This window comes from Martinezella lusitana (assembly GCF_010668395.1).
Classification (GTDB): domain Bacteria; phylum Pseudomonadota; class Alphaproteobacteria; order Rhizobiales; family Rhizobiaceae; genus Rhizobium; species Rhizobium lusitanum_A.
In genome coordinates, this window is sequence record NZ_WUEY01000014.1 from 72,653 (window position 1) to 99,239 (window position 26,587).

At 59.3% G+C, this 26,587-nt stretch carries 25 protein-coding genes and 1 pseudogene; 9 read left to right on the top strand and 17 right to left on the bottom strand.

Translation table 11 applies throughout. The features are described from left to right. Window positions 1–73: 73 nt before the first annotated feature. The 6 genes from GR212_RS25065 to GR212_RS25090 are packed head-to-tail and all read right to left on the bottom strand — an operon-like array spanning window position 74 to window position 5,394. On the bottom strand, window positions 74–808 hold the full coding sequence (locus GR212_RS25065) for an ABC transporter ATP-binding protein (protein ID WP_163990636.1): 735 nt from the start codon (window positions 806–808) through the stop codon (window positions 74–76). After that, on the bottom strand, window positions 805–1,581 hold the full coding sequence (locus GR212_RS25070) for an ABC transporter permease (RefSeq protein ID WP_163990638.1): 777 nt from the start codon (window positions 1,579–1,581) through the stop codon (window positions 805–807). Before GR212_RS25070 ends, GR212_RS25065 begins: the two co-directional genes overlap by 4 nt. Next, entirely contained in the window at window positions 1,574–2,416 is an 843-nt protein-coding gene (locus tag GR212_RS25075) for an ABC transporter permease (RefSeq protein ID WP_163990640.1), read from the bottom strand. Before GR212_RS25075 ends, GR212_RS25070 begins: the two co-directional genes overlap by 8 nt. A 12-nt stretch (window positions 2,417–2,428) precedes the next feature. Beyond that, window positions 2,429–3,481: an ABC transporter substrate-binding protein gene (locus GR212_RS25080; protein WP_163990642.1), complete on the bottom strand. Its 1,053-nt coding sequence runs from the start codon at window positions 3,479–3,481 to the stop codon at window positions 2,429–2,431. A 12-nt stretch (window positions 3,482–3,493) separates the two neighbouring features. Further along, complete coding sequence (locus GR212_RS25085; RefSeq protein WP_163990644.1) at window positions 3,494–3,832, bottom strand: 4Fe-4S dicluster domain-containing protein; 339 nt, start codon at window positions 3,830–3,832, stop codon at window positions 3,494–3,496. Next, window positions 3,829–5,394, bottom strand: a complete 1,566-nt coding sequence (locus GR212_RS25090; protein WP_163990645.1) for an FAD-dependent oxidoreductase — start codon at window positions 5,392–5,394, stop codon at window positions 3,829–3,831. The genes GR212_RS25085 and GR212_RS25090 overlap by 4 nt, the downstream gene beginning before the upstream one ends. Window positions 5,395–5,662: 268 nt before the next feature. On the opposite strand from GR212_RS25090, the pseudogene GR212_RS25095 reads away from it, so the two are divergent. Beyond that, window positions 5,663–5,857, top strand: a pseudogene (locus tag GR212_RS25095) (hypothetical protein); the annotation flags it as partial. After that, entirely contained in the window at window positions 5,835–6,008 is a 174-nt protein-coding gene (locus tag GR212_RS25100) for a hypothetical protein (RefSeq protein WP_163990646.1), read from the top strand. The pseudogene GR212_RS25095 and the gene GR212_RS25100, both read left to right, overlap by 23 nt. 111 nt (window positions 6,009–6,119) lie before the next feature. On the opposite strand, the gene GR212_RS25105 is transcribed toward GR212_RS25100, so the two are convergent. The 7 genes from GR212_RS25105 to GR212_RS25135 form a co-directional block, all read right to left on the bottom strand. Next, window positions 6,120–6,533, bottom strand: coding sequence for a hypothetical protein (locus GR212_RS25105; protein WP_163990647.1), 414 nt, complete (start codon window positions 6,531–6,533; stop codon window positions 6,120–6,122). A 365-nt stretch (window positions 6,534–6,898) separates the two neighbouring features. Then, on the bottom strand, window positions 6,899–7,213 hold the full coding sequence (gene csgH / locus GR212_RS25110; protein ID WP_163990648.1) for a curli-like amyloid fiber formation chaperone CsgH: 315 nt from the start codon (window positions 7,211–7,213) through the stop codon (window positions 6,899–6,901). A 61-nt stretch (window positions 7,214–7,274) separates the two neighbouring features. After that, window positions 7,275–7,634 (bottom strand): hypothetical protein, encoded by a 360-nt coding sequence (locus tag GR212_RS25115; protein ID WP_163990649.1) that lies wholly within the window; start codon window positions 7,632–7,634, stop codon window positions 7,275–7,277. 193 nt (window positions 7,635–7,827) lie between these two features. Further along, window positions 7,828–8,952, bottom strand: coding sequence for a helix-turn-helix transcriptional regulator (locus GR212_RS25120; protein WP_163990650.1), 1,125 nt, complete (start codon window positions 8,950–8,952; stop codon window positions 7,828–7,830). 723 nt (window positions 8,953–9,675) lie between these two features. Next, a complete protein-coding gene (locus GR212_RS25125; RefSeq protein ID WP_163990651.1) occupies window positions 9,676–10,971 on the bottom strand; it encodes a hypothetical protein in 1,296 nt (431 codons plus the stop codon). 502 nt (window positions 10,972–11,473) lie between these two features. Beyond that, a complete protein-coding gene (locus GR212_RS25130; RefSeq protein WP_163990652.1) occupies window positions 11,474–12,490 on the bottom strand; it encodes a GntR family transcriptional regulator in 1,017 nt (338 codons plus the stop codon). 1 nt (window position 12,491) lies between these two features. Continuing rightward, the gene (locus GR212_RS25135) at window positions 12,492–13,457 is read right to left on the bottom strand and encodes an alpha/beta hydrolase (RefSeq protein ID WP_163990653.1); all 966 of its coding nucleotides are present in this window, start codon (window positions 13,455–13,457) and stop codon (window positions 12,492–12,494) included. A gap of 175 nt (window positions 13,458–13,632) precedes the next feature. Between GR212_RS25135 and GR212_RS25140 the strand changes: the two genes are divergently transcribed. The 7 genes from GR212_RS25140 (at window position 13,633) to GR212_RS25170 (ending at window position 21,950) form a co-directional block, all read left to right on the top strand. Further along, window positions 13,633–14,667 (top strand): sugar ABC transporter substrate-binding protein, encoded by a 1,035-nt coding sequence (locus GR212_RS25140; protein ID WP_163990655.1) that lies wholly within the window; start codon window positions 13,633–13,635, stop codon window positions 14,665–14,667. A 76-nt stretch (window positions 14,668–14,743) separates the two neighbouring features. Next, a complete protein-coding gene (locus GR212_RS25145; RefSeq protein ID WP_163990656.1) occupies window positions 14,744–15,757 on the top strand; it encodes an ABC transporter permease in 1,014 nt (337 codons plus the stop codon). Further along, window positions 15,754–16,710 carry an ABC transporter permease gene (locus GR212_RS25150; RefSeq protein WP_163990657.1) on the top strand — a complete coding sequence of 319 codons (957 nt, stop codon included), beginning with the start codon at window positions 15,754–15,756 and terminating at the stop codon, window positions 16,708–16,710. Before GR212_RS25145 ends, GR212_RS25150 begins: the two co-directional genes overlap by 4 nt. Before the next feature lies 1 nt (window position 16,711). Next, window positions 16,712–18,223 (top strand): sugar ABC transporter ATP-binding protein, encoded by a 1,512-nt coding sequence (locus GR212_RS25155; RefSeq protein WP_163990658.1) that lies wholly within the window; start codon window positions 16,712–16,714, stop codon window positions 18,221–18,223. Window positions 18,224–18,655: 432 nt separating this feature from the next. Beyond that, window positions 18,656–19,486 (top strand): hypothetical protein, encoded by an 831-nt coding sequence (locus GR212_RS25160; protein ID WP_246725946.1) that lies wholly within the window; start codon window positions 18,656–18,658, stop codon window positions 19,484–19,486. A 20-nt stretch (window positions 19,487–19,506) separates the two neighbouring features. Then, window positions 19,507–20,904: a DUF1254 domain-containing protein gene (locus GR212_RS25165; protein ID WP_163990659.1), complete on the top strand. Its 1,398-nt coding sequence runs from the start codon at window positions 19,507–19,509 to the stop codon at window positions 20,902–20,904. Between the two features lie 11 nt (window positions 20,905–20,915). After that, window positions 20,916–21,950, top strand: coding sequence for a DUF1254 domain-containing protein (locus tag GR212_RS25170; protein WP_163990660.1), 1,035 nt, complete (start codon window positions 20,916–20,918; stop codon window positions 21,948–21,950). A 76-nt stretch (window positions 21,951–22,026) separates the two neighbouring features. Here GR212_RS25170 and GR212_RS25175 read toward each other — a convergent pair whose 3' ends face one another. The 4 genes from GR212_RS25175 to GR212_RS37560 form a co-directional block, all read right to left on the bottom strand. After that, entirely contained in the window at window positions 22,027–22,587 is a 561-nt protein-coding gene (locus tag GR212_RS25175; RefSeq protein ID WP_163990661.1) for a GNAT family N-acetyltransferase, read from the bottom strand. A gap of 21 nt (window positions 22,588–22,608) precedes the next feature. Next, entirely contained in the window at window positions 22,609–24,966 is a 2,358-nt protein-coding gene (locus GR212_RS25180) for an Orn/Lys/Arg decarboxylase N-terminal domain-containing protein (RefSeq protein WP_163990662.1), read from the bottom strand. Window positions 24,967–25,198: 232 nt separating this feature from the next. Next, entirely contained in the window at window positions 25,199–26,236 is a 1,038-nt protein-coding gene (locus tag GR212_RS25185) for a fatty acid desaturase (RefSeq protein ID WP_163990663.1), read from the bottom strand. Beyond that, on the bottom strand, window positions 26,233–26,469 hold the full coding sequence (locus tag GR212_RS37560) for a DUF4167 domain-containing protein (protein WP_163990665.1): 237 nt from the start codon (window positions 26,467–26,469) through the stop codon (window positions 26,233–26,235). Before GR212_RS37560 ends, GR212_RS25185 begins: the two co-directional genes overlap by 4 nt. Between the last annotated feature and the right edge of the window lie 118 nt (window positions 26,470–26,587).

Genomic DNA, 26,587 nt, shown 5'->3' on the forward strand with positions numbered 1-26,587 from the left:
CGATGTCCGCAGGTGCATCCTTCCGGGTGAGGGCGGCAGTCCTGGCTTTACGGCCGCCAACGTCGATGCGCTGCTAGACGAGCATCGAAAGGCAACGCTTCTTGAGCTGCGTCAGAAGCATGCTGCTCCGGTTGCGCGGACGGGGAAGGTCGACCGGAATTACGTCGCGAATGCGACCCGGGTTCGGCTCCATGACGATCACCCGATCCGCGAGATAGAGCGCCTCCTCGACATCATGCGTCACGATGACGATGGAGAGCCGGTTCTTCTCCCAGATCGCCAGGAGCTCCTCCTGCAGCCGCATCCTGAGAATGGAATCGAGCGCTCCGAACGGTTCGTCCATAAGAAGAATACCCGGCTCCTGGGCAAGCGCTCGCGCGATGGCCGCCCGCTGCGCCATGCCGCCCGACAGCTGGCGCGGATAGGCCTTCGAATAGTCGCTGAGCCCGACGAGATCGATATAGTGCTGAACCTTCTCCCGGCGTTCGCGGGCCGGAAGCGGGCTTGTGTCGAAGGCAAGGTCGACATTTGCCTCGACGGTCAGCCACGGATAGAGACGGTGGTCCTGAAAGACCATACCGATCTTCGCCGGAACCGTATCCCCATCACCGCGCACGATGGACCCGCGATAGTCGCCATCGAGCCCGACAATGAGCCTCAGCAAGGTCGATTTTCCGCAGCCCGAGGCACCGACGATCGCAAGGATCTCGTTTTGACCGACGGCAAAGTTGATATCCTTGAGAACCGGGCGTTGAGCGCCGTCCAACGCATAGGCTTTGCTGACATGTTCGATCGAGAGGGCGCTCATCGCTGTTGACTTGTCCATGGAGAGAGGGATGCCGCTATCAGGCGGACGATGTGGGTGAGCAGGACACCGCCGAAAGCGAGCGCGAACACGCAGACGAGAACGATGTCCATCCTAAACTGGTCACGGGCGCTGGCAAGATAGCTTCCAAGGCCGCGCCCGTTTCCGATGGCATACTCCGCGCCGATCGTGCCTATCCATGCCGAAAGAATGCCGATTTGCAGACCCAGATAGATGCTGGGCAGCGCCGCTGGAAAATACAGGCGGCAAATGCAGGTGCGATAGCGGAGCTTCAGCACATGCGCAGCCTCGACGAGCTCTATCGGGGTTTGCCGTATTCCCTGCTCGGTGGCAAGGAAGAGCGGAAAGAAGGCCGAAAGCGCCGTAAACACGATCTTCGTCGCTTCGCCATTGCCGAACCATGCGGTCAGGAGCGGGATCCATGCAAAGAGCGCGACCTGCCGAACCGCATGGATACTTGGCGCGACACCAAGGACGACGACCCGATACGTCCCGGCCAGATAGCCAAGGACGATGCCGCACAGACCTCCGATCAGGCTTCCCGCCAGCACGCGCAGCAGGCTTTCAAGAAGGGCTGGCCAAAGCTCGCGGCCGGAGGGATCGAGGAAGGGGACTGTCACGACCTGCAATGGCGCGACCGCCATGGGGCCGGACAACACGCCGGTTTTTATGGAAAGCCACCAGACAAGGGCGGCGGCCAATGGCACGACGGCCCCGCGCGGAAACCTTGCGGAAATCTTGCCGCGCTCAGCCATTGGCGCCCAACCCGTTGCGAACCATTGCTTCGGCGCGTCTCAAGAGCAGGTCGAGCAGGAAACCCACCGATCCGACGACGATCATCCCGACGATGACGATATCGAGCTGGAAGAGGGTTCTGCCCCAGACCATCATGTAGCCCAGGCCATCCGTTCCGGCGAGCATCTCGACCACGATCAGGGATACGAATGCCTGGCTCAACGAGAGCCTGACGCCGCTTGCGACGAAAGGCGCCATCGCCGGCAGAGCCAGCTTGAAAAAGCGGGTTCTGGGCCGCAGTCCGAGAACATCGGCAACTTCGCTCAGCCGTACCGGTATGTTCCTGGCACCTTCGGCCGTGCTGATGGCCATCGGGACGAAGCAAGCCTTGGCAAGGATGACGATCTTGAGGCTTTCATCGATCCCGAGCAGCAGGATCAGGATCGGCAGCCAGCCGAGCGACGGGACTGCGGCCAGAGCTCTGAACGATGGTCCGAGATATGCCTCGGCCGTTGCCGACCGGCCGATAAGGAGGCCGAAGAGAAAGCCGAGCGAGGCGCCGATGAAGAACCCTTCCGCGATGCGCTGAAAGCTGACGACCCCAGCGGCGAGAATGTCGCCGCTGGCAATCAGATCCAGAAATGTCTGCAGAACCCAGGGCGGACTGGGCAAGACCTGCGGAGAGACCCAGCCGAACGTTGCGCTGATCCACCACGCCGACAGGATCGCCGCCGGTCCGGCAAGCAGCAGAACGACGTTGACGGCAAGGGTTTGCCACCTCGTTCCACGACGGGCCGATCCCGTCGCGGAAGCGGCGGGAATGACATTGTCGGATTGAGCCTCGAAGGCGGCCATCTCCGTCCCCGACTAGTTCTGCAGATCGCCGCTCGCCGCACGATCGGGCCAGAGCGACTGCAGTTTCAGCGACGCGACGGCCTTGTCGACAAAGCTGCGATCCACCCAGGCATCGAGATCGACATCACGGCGGATCAGCTTCTGCTCACGATCGAATGCGATGCCGCTCTTGTAGCGGGCAACGAAGAAGTTATCGAGGCGGGGGTTATATTTCTCGCCAAGCGAGCCGGTGTTGGATTTGCGGATGACATCGACCGGCGTTCCCGCCCGCGACCAGATCTGAAACGCTTCCTCGCGATTCTTGTCGTCAGCCAGCCACTGGGCTGCCTTGACGAATCCGTTCACCACTTTCTGCGTTGCCTCGGGATAGGCTTTCCTGAATTTGTCGGTGACCAGAAATGCACCAAACCCGTCGCCGGTCGCGCCCGCATCGGAGGACTTGTAGAAGATCTTCGCAATACCCTTGTCTTGCAGCGGAAGCAGGAAGTCCGCCCCGAACACGGCATCGACACTCTTGGCGGCGATGGCGGCGAGCTGGTCCGCATTCTTGAGATCCACGATGGTAATGTCCTTTTCGGACAGGCCGGCGTTCTTCAGCGCGGTGACGAGGCCCCAGTGGATGATCGTGGCTTTCTGGATGGCGACCTTCTTGCCCTTCAGGTCGGCGATCGACTTGATGTCAAGATCCGGGCGTGCCGCGCCGAAGATGGTCGTGCCGCCATAGGAGGCGAGGATGATCGTATCGAGGCCATTGGCCTTGCCGATGATATTGGGAACTGCGCCGTAGGAGGCAAAATCGAGCTGCCCGTTGGACAGCGCCTCGTTGATGGCCGGACCCGTGCCCGTGTAGTAGGTAAATTCGACCTTGGTGGACGTGCCCTTGAACTCGTCGGCAACGAAACCCTTTGCATCGGCGATAGCCTGGAGGCCGACACCGAAGGGGGTGCCGAAACCGAAACCGACATCGCCGAACCGGATCACCGCTGGCGCGTCTTCTGCCTTCGACGGCATCGCCGCAAGCGCGACAGCCGCTGCCAGGAGCAGGGTTGAAATCATCTTTCGCATGGTCTTCTCCAATCAGGGAATAATCTTGCCGGTCTCGAAGATCCGGTAACTCATGTCGCCGGCGGTTCCGCGCGGCTTGGCATTTTTCCATCCCATCTCCCGCCGGAAGCTGCCCATGATCCCGCGCGCGACGAGGTCCTCTTCCGCCGATCCTTCGATCGCCTCGGACAAAGGCGAAACGTAAAGCGCATCGACGGGGCAGAAGAGCTCGCAGAGAAAGCAGGTTTGGCAATCCGACTGCCGGCCGATCAGCGGTATGCCATCCGGCACGGCATCGAAGACATTGTCGGGACATGCTTCGACGCAAAGGTCACATTTGATGCAGCGCTCCGCGCTGATGATCTCGATCATGATGCTCTGCTTATTGAGGAGGTGTTTTCGGCATAACGCGCCCACGGCTCGTCTGTGCCGCCGGCAACGATCGATTGGACAAGCGCCGGGCTCTGGTCGGGATAGTCCGATCTTCGCTGGAGGCCGCGACTTTCCCGGCGCAGAAGGGCGCTGGCGGTGACCCACCGGGCTGTGGCGATCAACGCTTCAGCCTCGCGCACCTTGGTGCTGCGCGCCGTGCGCCAGCCATCGTCGCGCCATAGCGTTTCCAGATTCGCCGAGGCGGCTTCGAGTGTTTCCGTGCTTCGGAAATAACCTCTGTCGAGCGGCAATATCTGTTGCTTTGCCGTTGCGAGGACATCCACGACGTCGCGACGACCATGAGCTGTCGGAGCAGAAGGCTGATGGCGGTTTGCCGCGACCGTAGGCCTCGTCCGCGCGTGCGCGCCGAGGCTGCGCGCGAACCGGGCAGCATCTTCGCCGGCCCATGATCCGGAGGCCATGGCCCAGCTTGAATTCGGCCCGCCGCCGCCTGTCGTTGCCCCGGACATGCCTTGCCGGGTCGCCGCGTCGCCGGCTGCGAACAGGCCGGGCACCGTGGTTGCCGCTCGATTGTCGATCGCAAGACCGCCCGTTCCGCGGACGGTTCCTTCATGGCGAAGCGTGATCGGAAATCTCTCGGTGAAGGGATCGATGCCCATGCGATCGAACGGCACGAAGATGTTCGGCTGCCCGCGCCGGAATCCCTCCTGAAGTCGCGGAGGCGCTTTGTCCAGGATGGCATAGACGGGGCCCTTGAGCAGCTCTGCGGCCACGACGCTTTGGCGATCGCCGGCGGATTCAAGCGCATTGCCCTGCGCATCCGAAAAGGTGCCCCAGAAATAGACGACACCCTTGGTGACGCTGGAATAGGCGGGTGAAATTCCGTACTGGGCCGAGAATTCCATTCCGGAAAGTTGGGCGCCAGCCTCTGCCGCCATGAGATACCCGTCGCCGGTGAGATTGTTCGTCCCAATCGCTCCGCTCAAAAAGGCACAGCCGCCGGTGGCGATCACGACAGCGCCGGCATGGATTTCGAGACGCTCTTCCGTTCTGCGGAAGCGTGCGACGGCGCCTGCGACAACCCCATCCGCCAAAAGCAGTTCCTCGACGGGACAATGGTCGATGACCTTCACGCGCGCCTTGATGAGCTTCTGGCGCATGAAGCGAAGGTAGTCCGGTCCGCGCAGCATGCCCCTGTAGGGTCGGCCGTCCTCATAGGAAGGGAAGTCATAGCCCCATTCCGCCAGAAGGTTGAGGTTCTCGTAGGTCCGATCCAATACGCGCTCGATGCGTTCGGCCTCGGCAAAGCCGAGACCCAGCCTCAGCCTTTGATTGACCGTCGCCTCCCTCTCGACCGTGCCGCGCTTGGTGTAGATGGTCGTCGTGTTGCCCGCCGCCGTGGCGCCGCTTGTCCCGACATATCCCTTGTCGATCAGAACGACCTTCATGCCGTTCGCACAGGCGTTCCATGCGGCCCAACAGCCAGCCGGTCCCCCGCCGACGACAAGAACGTCGCACTCCAGTATCGCTGTTTCGCTCATGGTCCTCTCACTTTTCGAAAAAAGACTACTAAATTAATGGACATTATCGAGAATTGAACTGCCTTTGATTGGTTCAAGTTTGAAATTTCCTTCTAAGAACCGGGCCAAATCGTTGGCGCGATGCCGCGGGATTGGCCGCGCGCATGACGGTTCAAGCCTGACGAGTCTTCTCGACAAGCGTCACCATGAGGCGGCCTGGGCGGCTCTCCCGGCGGGCAAGCATGTCTATTGGGAAAAACTGCTGGCGGACGTCGCAAAGGAGAAGGGCGTCGTCATCAGCCGGAGTGCCTGGGGCGGAGCGTCGGCCTGTTCCGGTTCGGACAAGCAGACGCTCCGTACGGCAAACACGGCAGACCAGGGCGACAACTTCAAGGCCATGGATGAGGACACCGCCTATGTCGAGGCAGCGGGATCCCCGCGCATGATGGCGTTGCTGCAATATGTCGGATTGCCGCGTCCGCAAGGAGCGTGACGCCGAGCGTCAGGAGCAGATTGTCGTGCGGCTGGATGACAACGTCATGAAGATCCGGACTCGTCCAAACAGGACGCTCGACAAGCGCGCCAAGTCCTTCTTCGAGCGCGATTGGCCGGCCTGGCGGACGGGCCATGTCTAAAACCTCGACTGAGGCAACGCACTCGTCCAGATTATTGCTCCGGACGAGTGCGCAATTTATCTGATCAACGCTGGCGACGCTTCAGGAAGAACATGAAGCGTCCTGACGATCCTACTTAATGGAAAAATCGACGGTTTCCATCACCTTGCCGTCTACGGACAGGACGGCCTCGTACTTGCCGACGGGAAAACCTGCATTGGGCTTGCTGAGCGACGAGTCGACGTGGTCCTCCAGGGAGCCGATATCGAAGCTGGCTTCGTCTATCTTGTAATTTGCCGGCGCTACGCCGTTAGTATCAACCGCGATCCAGGAAACGGTGATTTTCGAACCAGAACCAATGTCATCCGTAACCTCCGCCGACAGATAAATCGCAGCACTGTCTGCCGGAAGTGTCGTCTGCGTCTCATCGGCATCCTTGGTGTTCGAGATGATGATATTCTCGAATCCCGACGCCCAAGCTACTGAAGTTGAGCTGAGAGCTGCGGCAAAAGTAATCGCTCGTAAGACTTTCGTGATATTATGCATTTTGAATTCTCCCAAATAGCGGGATCCTTCTTAGGCAGATTCTGTGAATCTATTGTTAGCTGGCGAGCAGCTACAGCAAACATTTCAGCATTATTACCGATCGAACCAAAAATGGGCGAGGCATCCAGCGGACATCACTTGCCACAAGGACCAGATCCGAAATGGCTAGTCCGGCGTAGCATGGACTGGAGCGGGTAGGGCTTGCATAGTCGCACGATACCCGCTCGGGAAAGACGTCATTCTTAACTCTATCTGCATAGAAACGCATAACGTCGCTCTGTCTTCGTCAAGGGCTTTCGCCAGATCATCAGTCTAGCCGCATGTCCCTTTTTATGCTTGGCGTTGTTGTCGTAGCTTGCTGCTGTTTACTTGGTCTCAGGCAAGGTGGAGTGGCAGATCAGGTTGCCGGATGTATCAAACACCTGCAATTCTGCAGCCCATTTACCAGGAGCGCCGTTGACGACAACCTTTGAGAGATCTTCTTGATGCCCTCCTTTGATCGAGAACTCGCCGCCTTGAGAGTTGGAGGACATTCCGCCTTCCGACATTGAGCGCACTCTGAACTGGTACGTACCCTCGCGGGCGGCCACTGGAATCAAGACCGCGGAAAGATGCGCCATGCCACCAGCCTCATGATATTCGATCTTGCAAATGTCCGCAGGGGGTAAGGTGGTAACCATCTTCTATCAAGCTCCTGAGGTTTTGGAGGGTCGATATGGTGGATCGACCCTCCCGATCCGTTCAGTGTTGGACTGTCACGGACGTATTGTTCTTGCCGGATTGTGTTGTTTCCGAATAGTTGCCGTGGCTGAACTGCACGGTTGCCGACAGGTTGTCCCTACCTGCCTGGGTCGTGTAGCTTTGGTTGTTCTTGCCGAACTGTGCGGTCGCCGAGATATTGTCTCGTCCGGTCTGAATCGATTGACCGTAGTTGCCCTTGCCGACCTGGCCGATGCCGGCAAAATTCCCGTGGCCGACCTGTCCGATAGCCGAGACGTTGCCGTTGCCCGACTGCGAGGTGACCGAGACGTTTCCGCCGGCGAAAGCAGCCGTTGAGACAAGCGCGAAGGCGGCGGAAAAAAGAAGGGTTCTTGTGGACATATATTTCTCCTCCAGGTTGCCGTCCTTATTGACGGTCGTCGGAGAGTAGCGTTTTCCGTACCTGCTCGCAGTTACTCAACCTCACCACGTATCTAGTCAGTTTCGAGCCATTGAATGGACCGTCATTCACCCGTGACCATGCCAAATGTCTATTTGGGACCCCAAATCAGCCCGGCCTTCTAGTCTAAATGGACTATCCAACGAAGAATGCGAGCGTCGACAAGAGAGTGAGCAGCTGTCCTTGTCTGTGAAAGCCGCTGCGCGCCATAATTGATGTTAGTTGATTGTGAACGGTGTTCTTGGCGACGCCTCGAGCCTGGGCGATTTCTGCCGGCGCTCTTCCGACGGCAAGGGCACAGGCAAGGTTCGCTTCAGCGGTCGTCAAGCCCAGCACAGAACTGACCAGGGCCGGCGTCAGCCCGTTGTGATCTCCGATCTTGTAAAAGCTCAACATGAATTTCAGCTCGCCATCGAGGTAGAGATTCACGAATGGTGTCGTGGAGAGCGATTTCAGCCCGACGAGATCGGCTTTCAGCAGCCAGCCCAAGGACTGCGCGGGATCTTTGACCCAAGCGACATGCGCGATGTCCTGGCCACTGGCCGCTTGCTCCAAAAGCCGGTCGACCTCCTTCCGCAGGGTGGGATTGCCGACGATCAGCGACCCTTCCGAGATTTTGAGAAGCGAGCCGCTTTTCTCCGTCAAACGCTCAAACGCCCGGTTGCCGTCAATAATTCTGAGGTCGCTGCGAACAATGGCGCGAGGCGTGATCGAGAGCGAGAACAGCCGGTCAAGTTGCACGGCTTTTTCCCGGTCTCTCCACATCTGCCGGTGAATGCCAACGGCGATTTGGAGATGAGGCGTTATTGCCAAAAGCAGCTGATTGGCCAGCTTCATGTCGGTTTGATCGTCGCGGCTGAAAATCAGGCCGAGATTGAAACGTCGATACCCTTCCTTGGAAATGACCGCGATAAACAATTGCCCTTCGAAGCTAAACATATCCGCCAGGCGAGACTGCCACGGCAGTCCGTCTCGCCGCACGTCAAGCATGAGGCTGCTTCCCGGGCCGAGGCTCGCAGTCATAGCGTGCACAATGTCGATAACATCCGGTTGGACGAGCAGCGCCTTGTCCACGCACTTGCAAACGACACTGGCGCTCCGCTCGGTGCCGGAGCATAAACCCATGAAGAAAGCGCTCGTTGCGCCGGTCATCTTTCTTATTTCGACCAGAACTTCGCTCCAACCTTCAGGGTTGTTGATAACCTGATAGATCGTCTGGACGACGTAAGATTGCATTTCCTGATCGAAATCAGTCGGCATTTTTCCCTCCCCTATCCTATTTTCGCGCAAGGTTCCGGAGCGAGCCACTCGTGGCAGGGCGGATTACTATGCGAAGTTGGTGTATTTTTGGATCTGATGGAGGGCCGACGGACAGGCTGGGGCTGAGACGCGAAAGGACGCATACCCCCTTTTTGGTGATGAGCATTTGCATGCAGCTCTGCTTGAGCCACCGCACGTAACATATTCAAACCCGGCCATTTGTTCCTCCCCACTGTTCATGATGATCCCCTGGAATGGATGGCAGATAAGACTGATAGAATTCGCAGCCATTGGGCGACATGCAAAATTTCATCAAGGGACACACAAATATAAAATCTTAATAATTTTCAGATTTTCTGAGTAGTCTTCGGTCAAAGGCATGATTTTTCTGGGGAAAATAATATCTATATTCAACGGTTGAATCAATAAAGAACATTTTTCAACCCATCATAACTTGAATCAATTGGTGTTACCTCTAATTGTATTTTGAATTTATTTTAAGTATTTTTATCGATGTAAAAGTATTAATAATGTATATTATCGCGGATCTGCTTTTCCTTCGGTGATGAAACGGAGTTTGCGAAAGCCGGGAGCAAGCTTTATCGCCAGTATTGTTCTGACGAAGCAAAGGTTTTGCTGCGCGCCCGCAATGGCCGCTACCGGCTGCGAAACCGCAGAACCATGGCTGGAGACTGACGGCTGCTGATCGCTGCCGCCCGCATCTCAGAAATGGGCCGCCAAAGAGAGACCGAGGTCATATTGGCTCGAGGTCGTCCGGCCAATTCCCGTGGCAGTCGGGCGTGGTCCCCACAGCGTGGCATCGATGCCGCCCGATACGCGCAGTTCGATCTGCTCTTGCAAGGGGAAGACAAGGCTGAGCTGGAGGCCTGCCAATCCCATCGCGCCGTTGGCATGATGGGTGCTTCCCGCCTCTTCGATGCTGCCCGCCACTGGCAGGACGATCTCCTGGCTCGTTCGCGATCGCGCCCCGAACATAGCAACGCCGGCCGTTCCCGTCAGCTCGACACTGAAAGGAGCATGCGGCTGGAAATGTGCTTCAAAGCCGAGCATCGGGCCACCTGACTCGACGCGAAAGCTGCCGGTTTCGCTCAGGCTGATAGGCGGTATTCCGGCGCCCGCGGCGTCGTCTGCTAGATCGAAGGTCAGGCCGTTTCCGAAGTGTTCGCGACCGCTACGGTAGGTAGCTCCCACTTTGAACGCGAGGTCGGTTTCCGAGGTCAACGGCTTCGCCAGCCAGACGGTCTGGGTATAGCCGGTGGCGTGAACGAAACTCCATGCGTGCACTGTGCCCGGGCTAGACTCATTCACCCCTGAAAAAAGCAAGCCATTGCTGTCCGCATAGGCACCGTAAGCCGCCGCGCCCGGTATCGAGCCGTTCGTCGCAAGGGCTGTAAAAGCAGCGCCAGCGGCCGTTTGGCTGACCGCATATTGAGTAACCGAATTCGGACCTGTCGGAGAAGACGCCGATGCGAAGATTGCCGCAGAGCTGCCCGTCCTGTCCGTGAAGCTCACATTGGCCAAGGCGGCCGCCCCGGATGTGTCGGTCAGGGCCTCGAGATCGATCTCTCCGAGACTTGGAGAGCCGACCGCGATGTTGAATGGATTGTCGGCAAGGGAGGCAGTCGAGGCGGAATGTCCCGAAAGATCGTAACGCGTTCCACTCCAGGTAAATGTGAAGGCGTCCGGCTGTTGCGATAGAGGCATGGTTGCAGAAATGCCCACTTCCGCGCCAGACGCGGTCAAGCTCTGTTGCCTGATCGACGGCGTTGCCATCGTCACTGTGGGGAACGAGAACTGCTGCCAGTCGAAATTGATCTGACCGGTTATACTCGCTGGCTCCTGGGCAACCGCCTGGCTTGCGCAAAATGCCGCGAGCATCGACAGACAAGGTAAGAAAACTGTCCATCTCAAGGTAGGAATAGGCTTATGTCCCCGCCCTTCATTCGAAGAACACAAATTCTTCGAATCGCATTCTAACATGATCGCGAGACAGGTCATAATATTTCCCGGCAGATAGGTTAAATCCCTGACAATTGCGGGCGCTTCCTATGGCAAGGGCTGTTTGTCGATCCTGTGATCGGTTGCTTTCATCTGTCCGGCCTATGCCGTGGCACTTGCATCGTCAGGAAGCACATCTCGACCATGCAAGCCTTGGATGATTTCCTGCCGGCGCCGAAGCTGGGGGAGGGGAGACGTCATCAGCCACAATGCATCAGCAGGTTGATCTGCCGATGATGCCGTCGTTACGGCTACACTGCGAACTCGACTGGCTTTCCGAAAAGATATCGGAACGAGCGCCATGACCGTACATGACCGCGATCCGCTCGACCTGCACAAGGTTGCAGCTATGCCAGAGACACCAAGCACTGGTTGGCATGCCTTAAATATTCCATCCGCCTATCTGACGACGGGAGAGAAGCATGAAGTGCATCGCCAAACGTCGACAACTTCTTGCACAAACCATGTGACCATGGCAGCACATAGCGCATCTTCAAACTACTCAGGCAGCCTTTGCCAGCGCCAGATAAGGTGGACAAAGATGCGACGGCAGGCTGCCAAGCCGGTCGAATATCGCGACATTCACATCGACAGACCGCTCCAAATGCGCTTCCAGCGCCGATGCTGCAAGCGCAACATCCTGATTGAGAAGCGCTTCGTAGACCTGTGCATGTTCCGATGCCATGAATGCAATATCATCCAGCTGGCGGTATTCGGCAAACGTCGAATGCGTGGCAATGAGCAACCGCTGACTGCGGCGCAAAGTATTCAACAAGATGGTATTGGTACAGGATTGAAGCGTGTGGATATGCAGATCCGCTTCCAGCTCTTCGAGTTTGGCGGGGACCACGGCATCGCGCTCGGCCGCCTGCACTCGCCGCAAGCGCATCTGCACCTCGTTCCTTTTCAGATGCGGGAAAGCCTGGCGAAGCGCCTGCGGTTCCAGAAGGATGCGCATCTCGAAATGATATTTGAATTCGGTCGCCGTCAGCGGCCCGGCATACCACCTGTTGTTGTTGTCCTGCTCGATGACGCCGGCGCGCTCCAGTTGCGTCAGGACCTCATGCGCAATCGTTCGGCTGACGTCGTAATGCGCCGCGAGCGCCGTTTCGTTGAGCACGAACCGACCATAGGCCAGGCAGACCGCAACCGCATGCTCGACCTCCGGATAGATCTGCTCGCGACGGTTTGCGGCCGGCGCTGCGGCATCGGCGGGAATATTCAGGCCACCGTCCGTCAGATCGATACGCAACGGCTCGCCACCGGGTACGATATAGCCGCGGCCTTGGAACGTTTCGATCAGGCCTTCCTGCAGAAGTTGGTTGAGCGCGATACCGGCCGGCACGCGGCTGACATTGAAAGCACGGCCGATATTGGCCTGGCCGAGAACAAGACCGGCACGAAGCGCGTTGCGATCGAGATGATCCCGAAGCACTGAATAGATCGTCGAATAAGCAGGCTGGGTGCGGCCGCCGGAACCAGGTGAAACATTCCCGCTGATTGCCCCGCCCAAGCTCATTCTATCGTCGGCTCCAAATCTGGTTGACCCAGCTTCCTATGCGCGCGCTCAGCAAGCGCGCCTGCGGCGTGTTTCGGTCCATGTTGAAGAAGCCATGCGTAACGCCCCGCCACTCCTCGTAACAGACGTCATTGCCAGCGGCAATCAAGCGCTGCGCATAGGCACGCCCTTCGTCACGAAGCGGGTCGTGATCGGCTGTGACGAGGAGAGCCGGCGCGAGGCCGGACAGGTCGGCTGCATGCAAAGGCGACACGCCGGGGTCATTCGGGTTCGCCCCTCCGGACAGGTAGTGCCCGACATACCAATCCATGGTCTTCTGGTCGAGGAAGAAGCCGCTCGCGAACAGTGCGCGGCTTTCACTCCGTCCCCCGAGATCGGTCGCCGGATAGATGAGCACCTGACCCGCAAGGCTTATCTGCTTTTCACGGGCGCGAAGAGCAAGGACCGCGGATATGGTCGCGCCCGCACTGTCGCCGGCAACGATGATCCGATCCACCGACAAGCCCTTGGATGGACCGATCGCGCAAAGCCACCGAAGCGCCGCCTCCGCGTCGTCGATAGCGGCCGGGTAGGGGGCTTCGGGAGCCTTGCGATATTCCACCGACAACACGTTTGCCGCCGCCGAACGCGCCAGTGCCCGCACGGCACCGTCATGCGTCTCGACGCTTCCCAGGACCCAGCCGCCGCCATGGAAGAAGAGAATGATATCGGCGCTGTCCCGCCAGCGGTAAAGCCGCGCCTTGATGTCGCCGGCAGCGACCGGGATCGCCAGATCCTCGGTAGCCTGCACCTCATCGCTGTCACCCCATAGCGCGGGTATCTGTATCTCGGCTTGCCGGCGGGCCTCGGCTGCGGAGAGTTCGTGCATTGGCGCCGCCTTTTCAGCGTCCGCCGCCTCCAGCATCGATCGCAATTCCGGCAATAGCCGCGAGCGGTCCGCTGGGCGCCGCTCAGATATGTCCACCATTGATGCTTCCTCCCCGAGGCCCGCTTGTCCCTTCATGCCGGCCAATCACTAGATGCGCCGCTCCCCCGTGAAAGTCAATAATCGAATATTGCATGCGTTATACGCTTGTGTTACCGATGACCGTGGCGCGGCGCGTTGAAGAGGAAGCAGCCGGCCCTTAACGGGAGGTAATTCAATGACTATTCGCGTCGGGCGCGGCATGTTTGCTGCCGCTTTCGCCTGTTCGGTCGCCTTTTCGCCGGTCGCGGCATCAGCCTCGAGCAACAAGATCGCGCTGGTGCCCGGCGGCCCCCACCCGTACTTTGCCAGCTGGGAGCAGGCGGGAAATGACGCTGCAAAGGATTTCGGCATCGGCTCGGCGCAGTATAACGTTCCGGCGGAGTGGAAGCTCGAGGCTCAGACGGAGTTGCTGGAGAGCCTGGCCGCGCAGGGCGTCAACGCCTTCGGCATTTTCCCCGGTGATCCCGTCGGCATCAATTCGACGCTTTCCGAGTTCAAGGGCAGCAACATTCCCGCGGTTGCGATCGGCGGCTGTGCTCAGGATCCGACGGATGCCAATTTTTGCCTCGCAACCGACGTCTATCAGGCCGCTTATCTCGGCACGAAAGCGTTGATCACGGCAATCGGCGGCAAGGGCGCGATCGTGCATCTTGCCGGGCTGCTGATCGATCCGAATACGACGCTACGCGAACAGGCGGTCGAAAAGGCCGTAGCGGAGACGAACGGCGCGGTGACACTGCTGCAGACGGTCGGCGATACCGACGATCAGGAGAAAGGCGACCAGAAGATCAACGCGCTGCTCGCTTCGCAGAAGGACCAGATCAGCGGAATCATAGCGACGGCTTATATTTCTTCCGTCGTCACCGCCAAAGCCCTTCGAAATCTCGGCGACAAACGCATCAAGATGATCGGCATTGACGATGACAAGATCGTCCTGGACGGTATCCGCGACGGTTTCGTCGCCGGGACCATCGGGCAAAATCCCTATGGTCAAGCCTATATCGGCACCTACGCTCTCGATCTTCTCGCAAGCGGCTGCACCGCCAAGCCCGACGCGCCGTGGACGAAGACACCACAGACCGCGCATTTCATCGATTCCGGCACGGTGTTGATCTCCTCATCGAACATCGACAGCTACAAGGACGATCTGAAGGCGCTGAGTCACAAGATACAGGCGACGTTCAAGGACACCTATCTGTCCTGCAAGTAGCGGATGCCGCGTGCGCTGACCGAAAAACATGCGCACGCGACCTCCGAAGCCAAGTGTTTCAAGAACAGGCGCGAAGATGCCCACCCAACAAGCCGTTCCAACCCAGCCGCCCGGCGTCCGTCCGGTCAGCCTCCTGATACGCGGCTCGACGCAACTCGGCCTGCTTCTGATACTCATCGCGATGTGGGTGGTGTTTTCCAGCCTTGCACCTGGCTTCCTTTCCCGCTTCAATCTCAACTCACTTGGTCGCTCCGTTGCCGTCGATGTCGTCGTGGGCTTTGCGCAGATGGTGGTTCTCGCCACCGGCGGGATGAACCTTGCGGTCGGCGCGATTGGCGTCTGTGCGGTCATGACTGCCGGTTATCTCCTGCAGGTGCTCGGCCTGCCGGTGCCCGTGGCGCTGGTCGCGACCCTGGCGATGGGGGGGCTGCTTGGATGGTTGAACGGATTTGCCATCACCAGAACGGGCGTCAGCAGTTTCGTGGTCACGCTTGCCAGCGCCAGCCTGTTTTCCGGCGGCATGCTGATCCTGACGAAGGGAGTGCCGCTGAATGCGCTGCCGCCAGCCTTCAGCGCCTTCGGCCGCGTCAGTTTCGGTCCTGTCCCCGGTCTTGCATTCGTGGCGATCGCCATTGGCATCGTGCTCTACATTCTCTTCGTCCATACCGTACTTGGCCGACAAATTCTGGCCGTGGGGGCCAATGCGCGGGCGGCGGAGATGTCGGGCATTCCCGTCGATCGCGTCATCGTCTTCGTCCACGGACTGTCGGGCGTGCTGGCGGCCGCGGCCGCCTTGATGCTGACCGCGCGGCTTGGAGCGGCCATGCCCGCCGTGGCCGGCGACGACTGGCTTCTGCCGTCTTTCCTGGCGCCGGTCATCGGCGGAACCGCGCTTTCGGGCGGCATGGTATCGGTCATTGGCACGATCCTCGGCGCTTTGCTCGTGGCCACCATTCGCAGCGGTCTTTTGGTGCTGCAGATCGGCAATTTCTGGCTTCAGCTCTTCCTGGGCATCTTTCTCCTGGGGGCGATCCTCATAGAACGCTATCGGGCGCTGCTTGCCCTGCGCCACCAGACGAGGCGGGCATGAAGCGGATCGTTTCCTTTGCCGCGCGGACTCAATGGTCCGGCATCCTGGCGGCCGTGATCCTCGGGGGCACCGCATTGAGCTTTGCCGCGCCGGCGTTCCTGACGGAATTCAATTGGTTCGTCATGCTGCGCAGCATCTGCGTCTCACTGCTGGTCGCCTTCAGCCAGATGGTGATGCTGGCGGTCGGACAGATGAATTTGTCCGTGGGCGCGCTCGGCGGCCTGGTCGCAATCATCGTCGGCGGCCTGATGGAAGCCTGGGGATGGCCGACGATTCCGGCGGTGCTGGCCGCGCTGGTCGTCGGCGGAGCGGCCGGGCTCATGAATGGCTGGCTGACGGTGCGCACCGGTATCAATGGTTTCATCGTCACGCTTGCCACCGCCTCCGCCTTCTCGGGCATCAATCTCGGCATTACCAAGGCGGTGCCGTTCTACAATCTTCCCGCATCATTCGTCGCCTTCGGTAACGGCCGGTTCGGCCTGTTTCCGTCTCTGCTCATCGTGCCGCTGGTCGTGACCGTTTTGTTGGCGGTCTTCTTTTCGAGGACGGTGCAGGGGCGCTATCTGTTGGCCGTCGGCGGCAATAGCCATGCCGCTGAACTGTCCGGCGTCTCGGCGGGGCGAGCAATCCTCGTCGCGCATGTTCTTTCCGGCGTTCTTGCAGCGGCCGCGGGCGTGCTTGCCGTCGCGCAGCTGGGCTCGGCCCAGCCGACGATCGGCGCGGATTGGCTGGTGATCTCGTTCGCAGCCCCTATTATCGGCGGCGCCAGCCTTCTTGGCGGCTCCATCTCGATCGTCGGCACGTTGATCGCGGTGCTGCTCGTCGGCCTCATTCAGAATGCAATGGTGCTGCTGGCCGTCGATCCCTACTGGGTCACGTTCCTGCTCGGTGGACTGATCCTGATTGCTGTCTGGATCAATCGTTTCCGCGCCGTGCGCGTCGGGGAGGACTGACATGACCCTCGTGCTCGACCATGTGGAGAAATCCTTCCCTGGCGTGCGTGCCCTCAAGGACGCTTCGCTGACGCTCGCGGCCGGCGAAATTCACGCCCTCATGGGTGAAAACGGCGCGGGCAAATCGACCCTTATCAAGATCATGACCGGCGTCCATCGACCCGATGCCGGCGTGGTGACCTTCGATGGCCAGGCGCTCTCCCTTTCCTCGCCTCGCGACGCCATCAAGCTTGGAATTTCCGCCGTTCATCAGGAACGCAATCTCATTCCGCGGTTTTCCGTCGCCGAGAACATCCTCCTTGAGACGCTTCCGGTTAAGAACGGCCTCATTGACTTCGAACGGACCAACACCGAAGCACGCCGTCATCTACGCATGGTCGGGCTTGATATCGATCCATCCACGGAGGTGCGGCGCTTGAGCGTCGCGCAGATGCAGATGGTCGAAATCGCCAAGGCTCTCAGCCACGAAGCGAAGGTTCTGTTGCTCGACGAGCCCACGGCATCGATCACCGATGCGGAAAGCGAGATCCTGTTTCGTCTCGTGAGGCAGCTGCGCGATCGTGGCACGGCCATTCTCTTCGTCAGTCACAAGCTTGAGGAGGTGCTGTCGCTTTGTGATCGCGTAACCGTGCTGCGCGACGGAGAAACGACACTCGCCGGAGCGGCCATGACCGGCATGACCCGGCACACGCTGATCGAAGCCATGATCGGCCGCGCGGAACGGCCGGTGATGGTCCGTGCTGGCGGCCCGCGACAGGGGACGCCGAAGCTTGAGGCTCGGCAATTGGCGACGGCTTCAGGCCATCGCAATATCAATTTTGCGTTGCAACGCGGCGAAATCCTCGGTCTCTACGGTCTTGTCGGAGCCGGTCGCACGGAGCTTGCGCGCGCCCTTGTCGGTAAGGAAATGGTTACTGATGGCGATCTGCTGATCGATGGCAAGACGGCAAGAATTCGTTCGGTGCAAGAGGCGATCAGGCGCTTTCGCATGGGCTATGTCAGCGAGGACAGAAAGCACGAGGGCGTCATCCTCACCCATTCGATCCGATCCAACATCGCGATGACGGTCTGGTCGCGTATCGCAAAAGGCCTTGGCCTGCTGACTGCGGCAAAGGAACGGGCCATCGGCGAGCCGCTTGCCCATCGCCTGGAGATTCGTACACCTGATCTGGAGCAGCTCGTCGGCAATCTGTCGGGAGGCAACCAGCAAAAGGTCTCGCTCGCCAAATGGCTCGCCGCCGACGTCGACATTCTTATCGTTGACGAACCGACGGTGGGTATCGATATCAAGGCAAAGGCCAGCATTCACGAGCTTCTAAACGGTTTGGCCGATAAGGGCATGGCGATCCTGCTGATTTCCAGCGATATGCCGGAGATGATCGCGCTCGCGGATCGCATACTCGTCATGCATGGTTTCGCGATAGTCCACGAATTCGAAAACGACCGCCGCTACGATACCGCCAGCAGAGCCATCATGTCGGCGATACAGGCGGCTGAACTGACCGTCAAATAATGCGGATCGACAGGAGAACTTCCTTGTGGCGTAGGCTTCGCGAAAAATAGCGTAGTCCCCACAAAGCCGCCGCAATGGTGCTTGCAGTCGTGATGCCTCTCGTCGACTGCTGACAAAGGCGCGAAGCGTATCTGCCCGCCATATTCATCGCAACGTCAAGGGTCATTAACAGACCCGGATGATGCTGCGGCCATGCAACCATCTGGTCGCGCAAGGTAGTTTTCACCCGTAGCGGCAGTCGTCCCTTCGGTGACATGGTAACTGGCGCCGAACGTTTCGGTTCAGGACGAACCGTTCTCGTCGTCCACGGAGTATTATCCTTGCTTGCTGGAATACCAGGCTGCGCCTTCCATTAGTTGCTTTGTATTCAACCCAATGTCGTGTATCGTCACGGCTGCGGGCTGTAATCGCGACCATTGAGGGGGATGTGCGATGAAGTGCAGCGAAGGTCGTCGAGCAGCGCGGAGCATTCGCCGCGATATTGTCGGGAAATGGCTTTGGGGTGTCGCAGCTCTCTTGCTGGTGTCCACATCAGCGCGGGCCGCCGATGTCATGCCGGTCATAGCGGCACAACCGGGCGAGCAACAGCCCGATCATCCGACCTTTTCATTCTCGCCGTATTTATGGGCCGCGGGTATCAGTGGCGACACCGCTGTCTTCGGCCTTCCCGAAGTGCATAGTCAGGAGAGTTTCGCTGACCTTTTAAAGGATGTCGACTTCGGCTTTACGGGCGCCGGCGAAATTAGATACGGCAAGTTCTCCGTTCTCACGGATCTTTCCTATGCGCGTGTCACCAGCGATTCTGCAACGCCAAGAGGCGTGTTTGCAGACAGCGTTGCACTGAAGCAGGAGACCTTCACCGGGATGCTCGGCTTTGGCTATACCATCCTCGGAGATGAACAAAGCCACCTCGATGCCGTCGCTGGAGCGAAGCTCTGGTGGACCGAAACCACGATCTCCTTCCGGGGCGGTCCGCTTGGCGGTGCCTCGGGGCGCGAGGAGGCAACCTGGGTTGACGGATTGGCGGGCTTCAGGGGCGTCTATTCGATCACGCCGAACGTCTATCTTACGGGCTGGGGCCTTGTCGGTGCAGGTGGTGCCGACATCGACTGGGATGTCATGGGTGGCGTCGGCTACAAGTTCAAGGAATCCGTCTCCGCCGTCATCGGCTACCGCGCCCTTGGCGTGAACTACTCGAATGGTCGCTTGACCAACGACATTGTCGAACAAGGTCCGATTCTGGGGCTCGTCGTCCATTTCTGATCACGAAGAGGAAGCATGACATGAAGTCGGTTGCTTTGTTGGGCGCTGGTTTGATCTCGCTCCTTGCCGTCAGCGACAGCCTTGCCCTCGACGATATCGTAAGGCAACAGATCGAGCGCAGGGCAACCGAGGCGGTCATCTGGGGTATGCCCGCCGTCAATACGGACCTTATGTTCCAGGCCTTTCGCAAGGCGGGCGGCGAGGCCAACCAGATAGCGCTCTGGTCGCGCTTGCCCTCCTGGAAGAACCAGACGCTCACACCCAACCCGGACACCGTTTACCTGATCCCCTTCTTCGATACGAAATCGACCGGGCCGATGGTGCTCGAATTTCCACCGGCGGATACCGGTTCGATTACCGCCAATATCGACAATGTATGGCAGGTTGCCCTTGAGGATGCCGGGCCGGCCGGAGCTGATAAGGGCGCCGGCGGTAAATACCTCATCCTTCCGCCGGGATACTCGAAGAAGGTTCCGGCCGGATACATACCCCTGCGATCGGATACTTTTACCGGCTATGCGCTGATACGGTCGACGCCCAAGACCGGAAGCGAGGAGGACGTGGCCAAGGCCGTCGCCTACGGCAAACGGGTCAAGCTCTATCCGCTTTCAACGGCGTCGAAGCCGCAGAAGACGATCTTCGTGGATGTCGTCGACGACCTGTTCGACGCGACCATTCCGTATGACGCGGCATATTTCGTTTCGCTGGACAGGGTCGTGCAGAGCGAACCTTGGCTTCAGCGCGACCGCGCGATGATCGATCCGCTGAAGTCGCTTGGCATCGAAAAAGGCAAAGCCTTCAAACCGGATGGCGATGTCAATGAAGCGCTCTCAGCGGGTGCGCGAGCGGCGCAAGTCTGGCTGGAATACCAGCGCCAGCATATCTTCGCGCCCTATTTCGAAAGCAGCAGATGGTTCGTTCCGGCGTTGCCGGAAGGTATTCAGGCCCAGTCCGATAACTTCGCGAAAGCGGACAGCTACACCACGGACTCACGGGCGATCACCTATTCAATGGGCTATGTCGGGATCAAGCATCTCGGTGCCGGACAATTCTACATAATGTCGGTACGAGACAAGGCGGGAGATCTGCTCGACGGCACTCGACGATACCGCCTGACGGTCCCTGCCAACGCCCCCGCCCGACAATACTGGTCGGCGACCGTTTACGACGCAAATACGCACGGCTTTATTCGAAATCTGGAACGCTTCAGCCGCGCCTCCAACACACCGGGTCTGAAGCGCAATGGCGATGGGTCCGTCGATATCAACTTCGGCCCGGTCGCCCCGCCGGACGGCGAGACCAACTGGATTCCGACGATGACCGGTCAGCGTTTCGAGGTGCTTTTCCGGCTCTACGGACCGGAGAAACCTCTGTTCGACAAGAGCTGGGTTCTGCCCGACATCGAAGCGGTTCAATAGGAGAAGCATCCATGCGGTTTTTATATCTTGCCTCCGTTGTTACTCTGTGTGCCGGTGCGGGAATGCAAGCAGCGCAGGCTGCGGACACGCCCGTCACCGTCGACAATTTTGTGCGTGCCGAAACCGATCTTTATTTCAACAACGCATTGAAGGATGCGGGCGGCGCGACCGGCAAATTCGGCCACCATCGCGAACCAATGTCGATCGATCATCAGACAGTTGTCCGACCCAACCGTGATACGCTGTATTCGGTCGCCCTTATCGATCTCGACGCCGGACCCGTTACCGTCACTCTTCCTGACGCCGGCAAGCGCTTTCGCTCGCTGCAGGTCATCAACGAAGACCACTATCTGGTGGGCGACGAAAAATACGACGCCGGCAGCTACACCTATAATCGCGACCAGGCCGGAACGCGCTACGTCCTGATCGGACTGCGCACGCTGGTCGATCCCAACAGCCCGGATGATATTGCGCAGGTTCACAGCCTGCAGGATGCCTCGAAGGTCAGCCAGGCCAGCGCCGGGAAATTCGAGGCCCCGCACTGGAACGAGGCGAGCCAGAAGAAGGTGCGCGACGCTCTGCTGGTGCTCGGCTCGACCATACCGGACTTCAAAGGTGCGTTCGGCGCTAAAGACAAGGTCGATCCGATCCGCCATCTGATCGGCACTGCCGCAGCATGGGGTGGCAATCCCGAACGGGACGCGACCTATCTGAATGTCACCCCGGCCAGGAACGACGGCAAGACTGTCTATAAACTCTCCGTCAAGGACGTGCCGGTCGACGGCTTCTGGTCGATCAGCGTCTATAACGCCAAGGGCTATTTCGAGAAGAACAGGTTGAACGCCTATACGCTGAACGACGTTACGGCTGCCAAGGCTGCGGACGGCTCCATTAACGTGCAATTCGGCGGCTGTGACAAGAAGACGGCCAAGAACTGCATTCCAACCATGGCAGGCTGGAATTACACGGTGCGCCTCTACCGGCCTCGCGACCAGGTGCTCGATGGAAGCTGGACATTTCCCAAGGCTGAGCCACTAGCACAATGACCGCTTCGCAGCGGCAATTTTGCACTGCCTGACAAGGTCGCATCCGAAGATACCTATCGGGTCAGCAGTCCGGCTTTCAACGTCTGGAAAGCGGCGGCTGCGGCGGTTGCGTGGTCGAGCCGGGACCGAGCGAACGCTGGACCATCACAGTATCGGCCCAGCGGCCGTAACGGTAGGCAACTGCCGGCAAGAGGCCGACTCGAACGAAGCCGAAGCGTTCGTGCAGCGCAAGCGAAGCAGCGTTATCGGCGTCGATATAGCCGATCATCTGCCGGAAGCCGGCGGCGGCACAGGCATCGATCAGCCCGCGCATGAGCAAGCTCCCGACGCCCTGGCCGACATGGTCGTGATGCACATAGATCGAGTGCTTGACAGTATAGCGATAGGCCGGGCGTTTACGGAACAGTACCGCATAGGCGTAGCCGACGACTTTGTCGCCTTCGATCGCAACGACGTGCGGGAAGCGGCGGTCCTTTAAATTCTTGCGCCGTTCCCGCAGATCGTCGGGCTGTGGTGTGTCGCCATCGTCCACTCCATCCTCGATGCCGTGGCGAATATGGCGACGATAGATCGTCAACATGGCATCGACGTCCGTTTCCCGGGAGGGGCGGATGACGATCGTTTTGTCCTGCTTCATGCCTGAACCTGCGTTTCCAACCTATTCCGCGACAACGTATGTATGAAGCCGGATGCGACCGGACGCATCCGTCTCGCGATAGAGCCCCTGGATCTCCACCTCGAAACCGGGGAACATGTTGAAGCAGGTCTCAAACATCTTGAGATAATCGATCATCGGCTTTGCCTCATCCGTCAGCCGCTCGCCTGGCACGATGGTCGCGATCCCCGGAGGATAGACCACGAACGGTGTCGTGGCGATGCGGCCTGCGATGGCATCGATCGGCAGATACTCTACGTCGTTGCGAACCAGGCAACGCGCGGCATCATGCGGCGACAGGGCGATCGGTGGCAGATGGTCGGCGGAAAACTGCATCGTCTGCAGCGCACTGACATTGGCCTGCCGGAAGAAGTCGTGCATTTGCGTGCAGAGATCGCGCAATCGCACGCCCGCGTAGCGTGCCGGACGGCGGCGATAGAATTCCGGGATAGCCTCTTCCAGCAGCGCATTGTCGTCATAGAGCTTTTTGAAGGCGACGAGGCCGCTGATCAAGGTGCCGGCTTTGCTCGCCTCCACGCCCGGGGTGAGGAGGAACAGCAGCGAATTAAGGTCGTTCTTTTCTGCGACGATGCGATTTTCGCGCAGGTATTGGGCAACCACGGGCGCCGGTATGCCATGCTCGGTGTATTTGCCGCTCGCCCGGTCAAATCCGGGGGTGAGCAGGGTCAGCTTGTTCGGATCGGTCATGGCAAAACCCGGTTCCATGTCCGAAAAGCCGTGCCATGACGCGCCGGGTGTCAGGTGCCAAAAGGTGGGATTGGTGGCGAGCTGATCGGTGGCGACGCTTTCCCACGGCACGTCATGCACCGCGCCGGGGCTGGACACGTCCGGGATCGCCACCCGGTCGGGCACGAAGGGCTCGAAGAACCAGCGGCGTTCCGGGCGATGCTCCTTCTCCTCGAATTCGCGGCGCACGGCGCGGATCTTTTTGCGCAGCTCGATGCCGAGGCGGATCGTGTCGTCCCAAAGCACTTCGCCCGAGCGGCCCTTCATCATCTGCGCTCCAACGTCGAGGGAGGCAAACAGCGGATAGAAAGGCGAGGTGGAGGCGTGCTGCATGAAGCTTTCGTTGAAGCGCCGATGTTCCACGCGGCGTTTCTGGCCGGTGATGTGCCGGTCCTTCATGTGGATCTGCGAGGCCTGCGAGAAGCTCGCGAGCTGCTTGTGGGTGGATTGCGTGGCGATGATGCCCGGTGCATCGGGGCCTAGGTCGGAAAGACCCATGGCAAAACGGCCGGCATAGAGCGGATGAAATTTCATGAAGCCCGCCCAGGCCTCGTCGAAAAGGATGTAGTCGCACAGGTGCCCGATGCGCTTCAGGATCATCTCGGCATTGTGGATCGTGCCGTCATAGGTGCACTGCTCCACCACCGCGACGCGGAAGGGGCGGGGCTTCTTGTAGGCCTCCGGGTCTTTCACCAGGGGATGAGTGCGGATGCGCTCGCGCAGTGCTTCCTCGTCCATGGCCGAAAAATCGATGGGACCGATCAGGCCATAAGGGTTGCGTATAGTGGGCAAGTAGACCGGAATGCCGCCGGAAATCATCAAGGCGCCGTGATGCGCGGCCTTGTGGTTGTTGCGGTCGAACAGCACGAGATCGCCGTCGGTGACGAGCGCAGAGAGCGCGACCTTGTTGGAGGTGGAGGTGCCGTTCAGGACGAAATAGGTTTTCTCGGCGCCGAAGATCTTGGCTGCTTCCTTCTGTGCGGCAAGCGCAGGCCCCTCGTGGGTCAGAAGGTCGCCGAGGTCGAGCACGGAGTTGTCGAGATCGTCGCGGAACACCGCTTCGCCCAGATGCTCCATGAAGACGCGGCCGATCGGGCTGCGGCTGTAGAAGATGCCGCCATTGTGGCCGGGGCAGGTCCAGAGGTGGTTGCCTTCTTCGGCGTAGTCGACCAGCGCGCCGAAAAATGGTGTCTTCAGCGTCTCGGCATATTGTTTGAGCCGGCTGATAAGGCTCTTGGCAATGAAGGCGGGCGTTTCTTCGGACAGGAAGACGTAGCCGTCGATAAAATCGAGGACCTCGACCGGTACATCCTCGAAGCGCTTGCGGCGGATCAGCAGGATGATCGGAAATTCGAGGCCGCGCCGGCGCATCAGATTGATGAGGGAGGCCGTCTTGCCCTCGAGACCCTTTTTACCCCAGTCGACCAGCATGCAGCCGATGGCTGCGTCCGTCTGTACGGCAATTTCCGCGTCTTCGAGATTGCGGGCCCGCACCACCTCGAAGCCCGAACGTTCGATCTCCTCGACGATCTGGTTGTAGCGGGCGCCTTCCAGATCCTCGCTGTCGAAGGCCGGTGTTGCGAACAGAAAGTTGAAACGTCTGAAATAGTCCATCTGGGTACCCGCTCTTGATCTGGTACGAGGTGTCGACGCATCTCATGACATGGATGTGACAACGTCCATTCGTGGGATCGCTCTGTGCTATCAGCCAGCTACGCGCTGATTATCTTGCCGACCCTTTCTTACGATATTTTCGGGGGCAGTTTCAGCGCGCAGCGGACGAATTTGCCGCCGAGGCAAAATCGAACGAGGGTGATAGGCCGAGGTTCTCGCGCATGAGGGCGCCTCAGGCAGCTCGCGCGATACGGACAGCATCGCGAAACGAAACTAGCTTCCCGCCATGCTCATCCCAGAGCACCAACTTTACGCAGCGAAGGCTCTGCCACAGTGTCAGCCGGCCTATTTTGCCAAGCTCCGGATGATTTCGTAGGACCTCCGGCAGCCGGTAATAGGGAATGCGGCTGGAGAGATGATGCACATGGTGAATGCCGATGTTTCCGGTTATCCAACGCAAGACAAGTGGCAGGTCGTAGTGCGAGGCGCCATGTAAGGCCGCCTTTGGGAATTGCCATTCCGGCTCCTTCGACCAGTGCGTCTCCTCGAATTGATGCTGTACGTAAAAAAGCCAGATGCCGCCGGCTCCGGCCAGGAGAACGATGGGCAGATGGATGATGAGAAAAGCCGGAAAACCGACTGCCCAGATCAGAAGCCCCGCGATCAGCGCGACCGCCAGGTTGGTTGCCATCGTCGACAGCCAGGGAAGGGTGCCGCCACGCATCATGCCAACTGGCAGGCGCTGCTTGAACAGGAAGAGCCATGCCGGCCCGATCCCGAACATCACGAGCGGATGCCGATAGAGACGATATCTGATCTGTCCCCATCGGGATCGGGAATAATATTCGCGTACCGTAAGAGTGGTTATGTCGCCGACGCCGCGCTCATCGAGATTGCCGGCGGAAGCATGATGTGCCGCATGCGCGCGACGCCAGTAATCATAAGGGGTCAGCGTCAGGACGCCAAGAATGCGTCCTGTCCAATCGTCGGAGCGGCGATGGGCGAAAAACGAGCCGTGGCCACAATCATGTTGAATCATGAACAAGCGCAGTAGAAATGCCGCAGCGGGAACAACAAGAATAAGGCCCCACCAGAAACCGTAATGCACCGCCAGCCAGGTCAGGACCCAGAAGGCGGCAAAGGGAATGGCGCTTACCGCGAGTTCGAAGATGCTACGGCCCGTATTGGGCGTACGGTATTTCGAGAGGATCTTTAGCCAGTTTCCTTCATCCGGGCTGTCGGGAGATTGAGAGACACCCTTTGCGATCATTGTGGTTGGCCTACTTTCCGCATGGCCGCGCTGCGGTAATAATGCTCGGCGTGCTGATAGAGGTTTTCCGCCTCGATGCGGTCTCCGGCCTGAGCGCTTTCGCGCGCCAGCAGTATATAGTGTTCGTATCGACGCCTCAGGCTCTCGAACGTCTGCCCTGATGCGGCGGTGTCGAAGGTGGCCTTGTTGGTCGATAGCTGGGGTCGTCGTGGTGAAACCAACTGACAATTCAAGCCTTATACGGCTTGCTCCTTATCGGTAATATGGGGAATGACTGACGCGGCTGGGATTGCTTGTGTCAAATGTGCTGACGCTTGTGGCGCGGCATTGCAGCCTGATACAACCTCTATA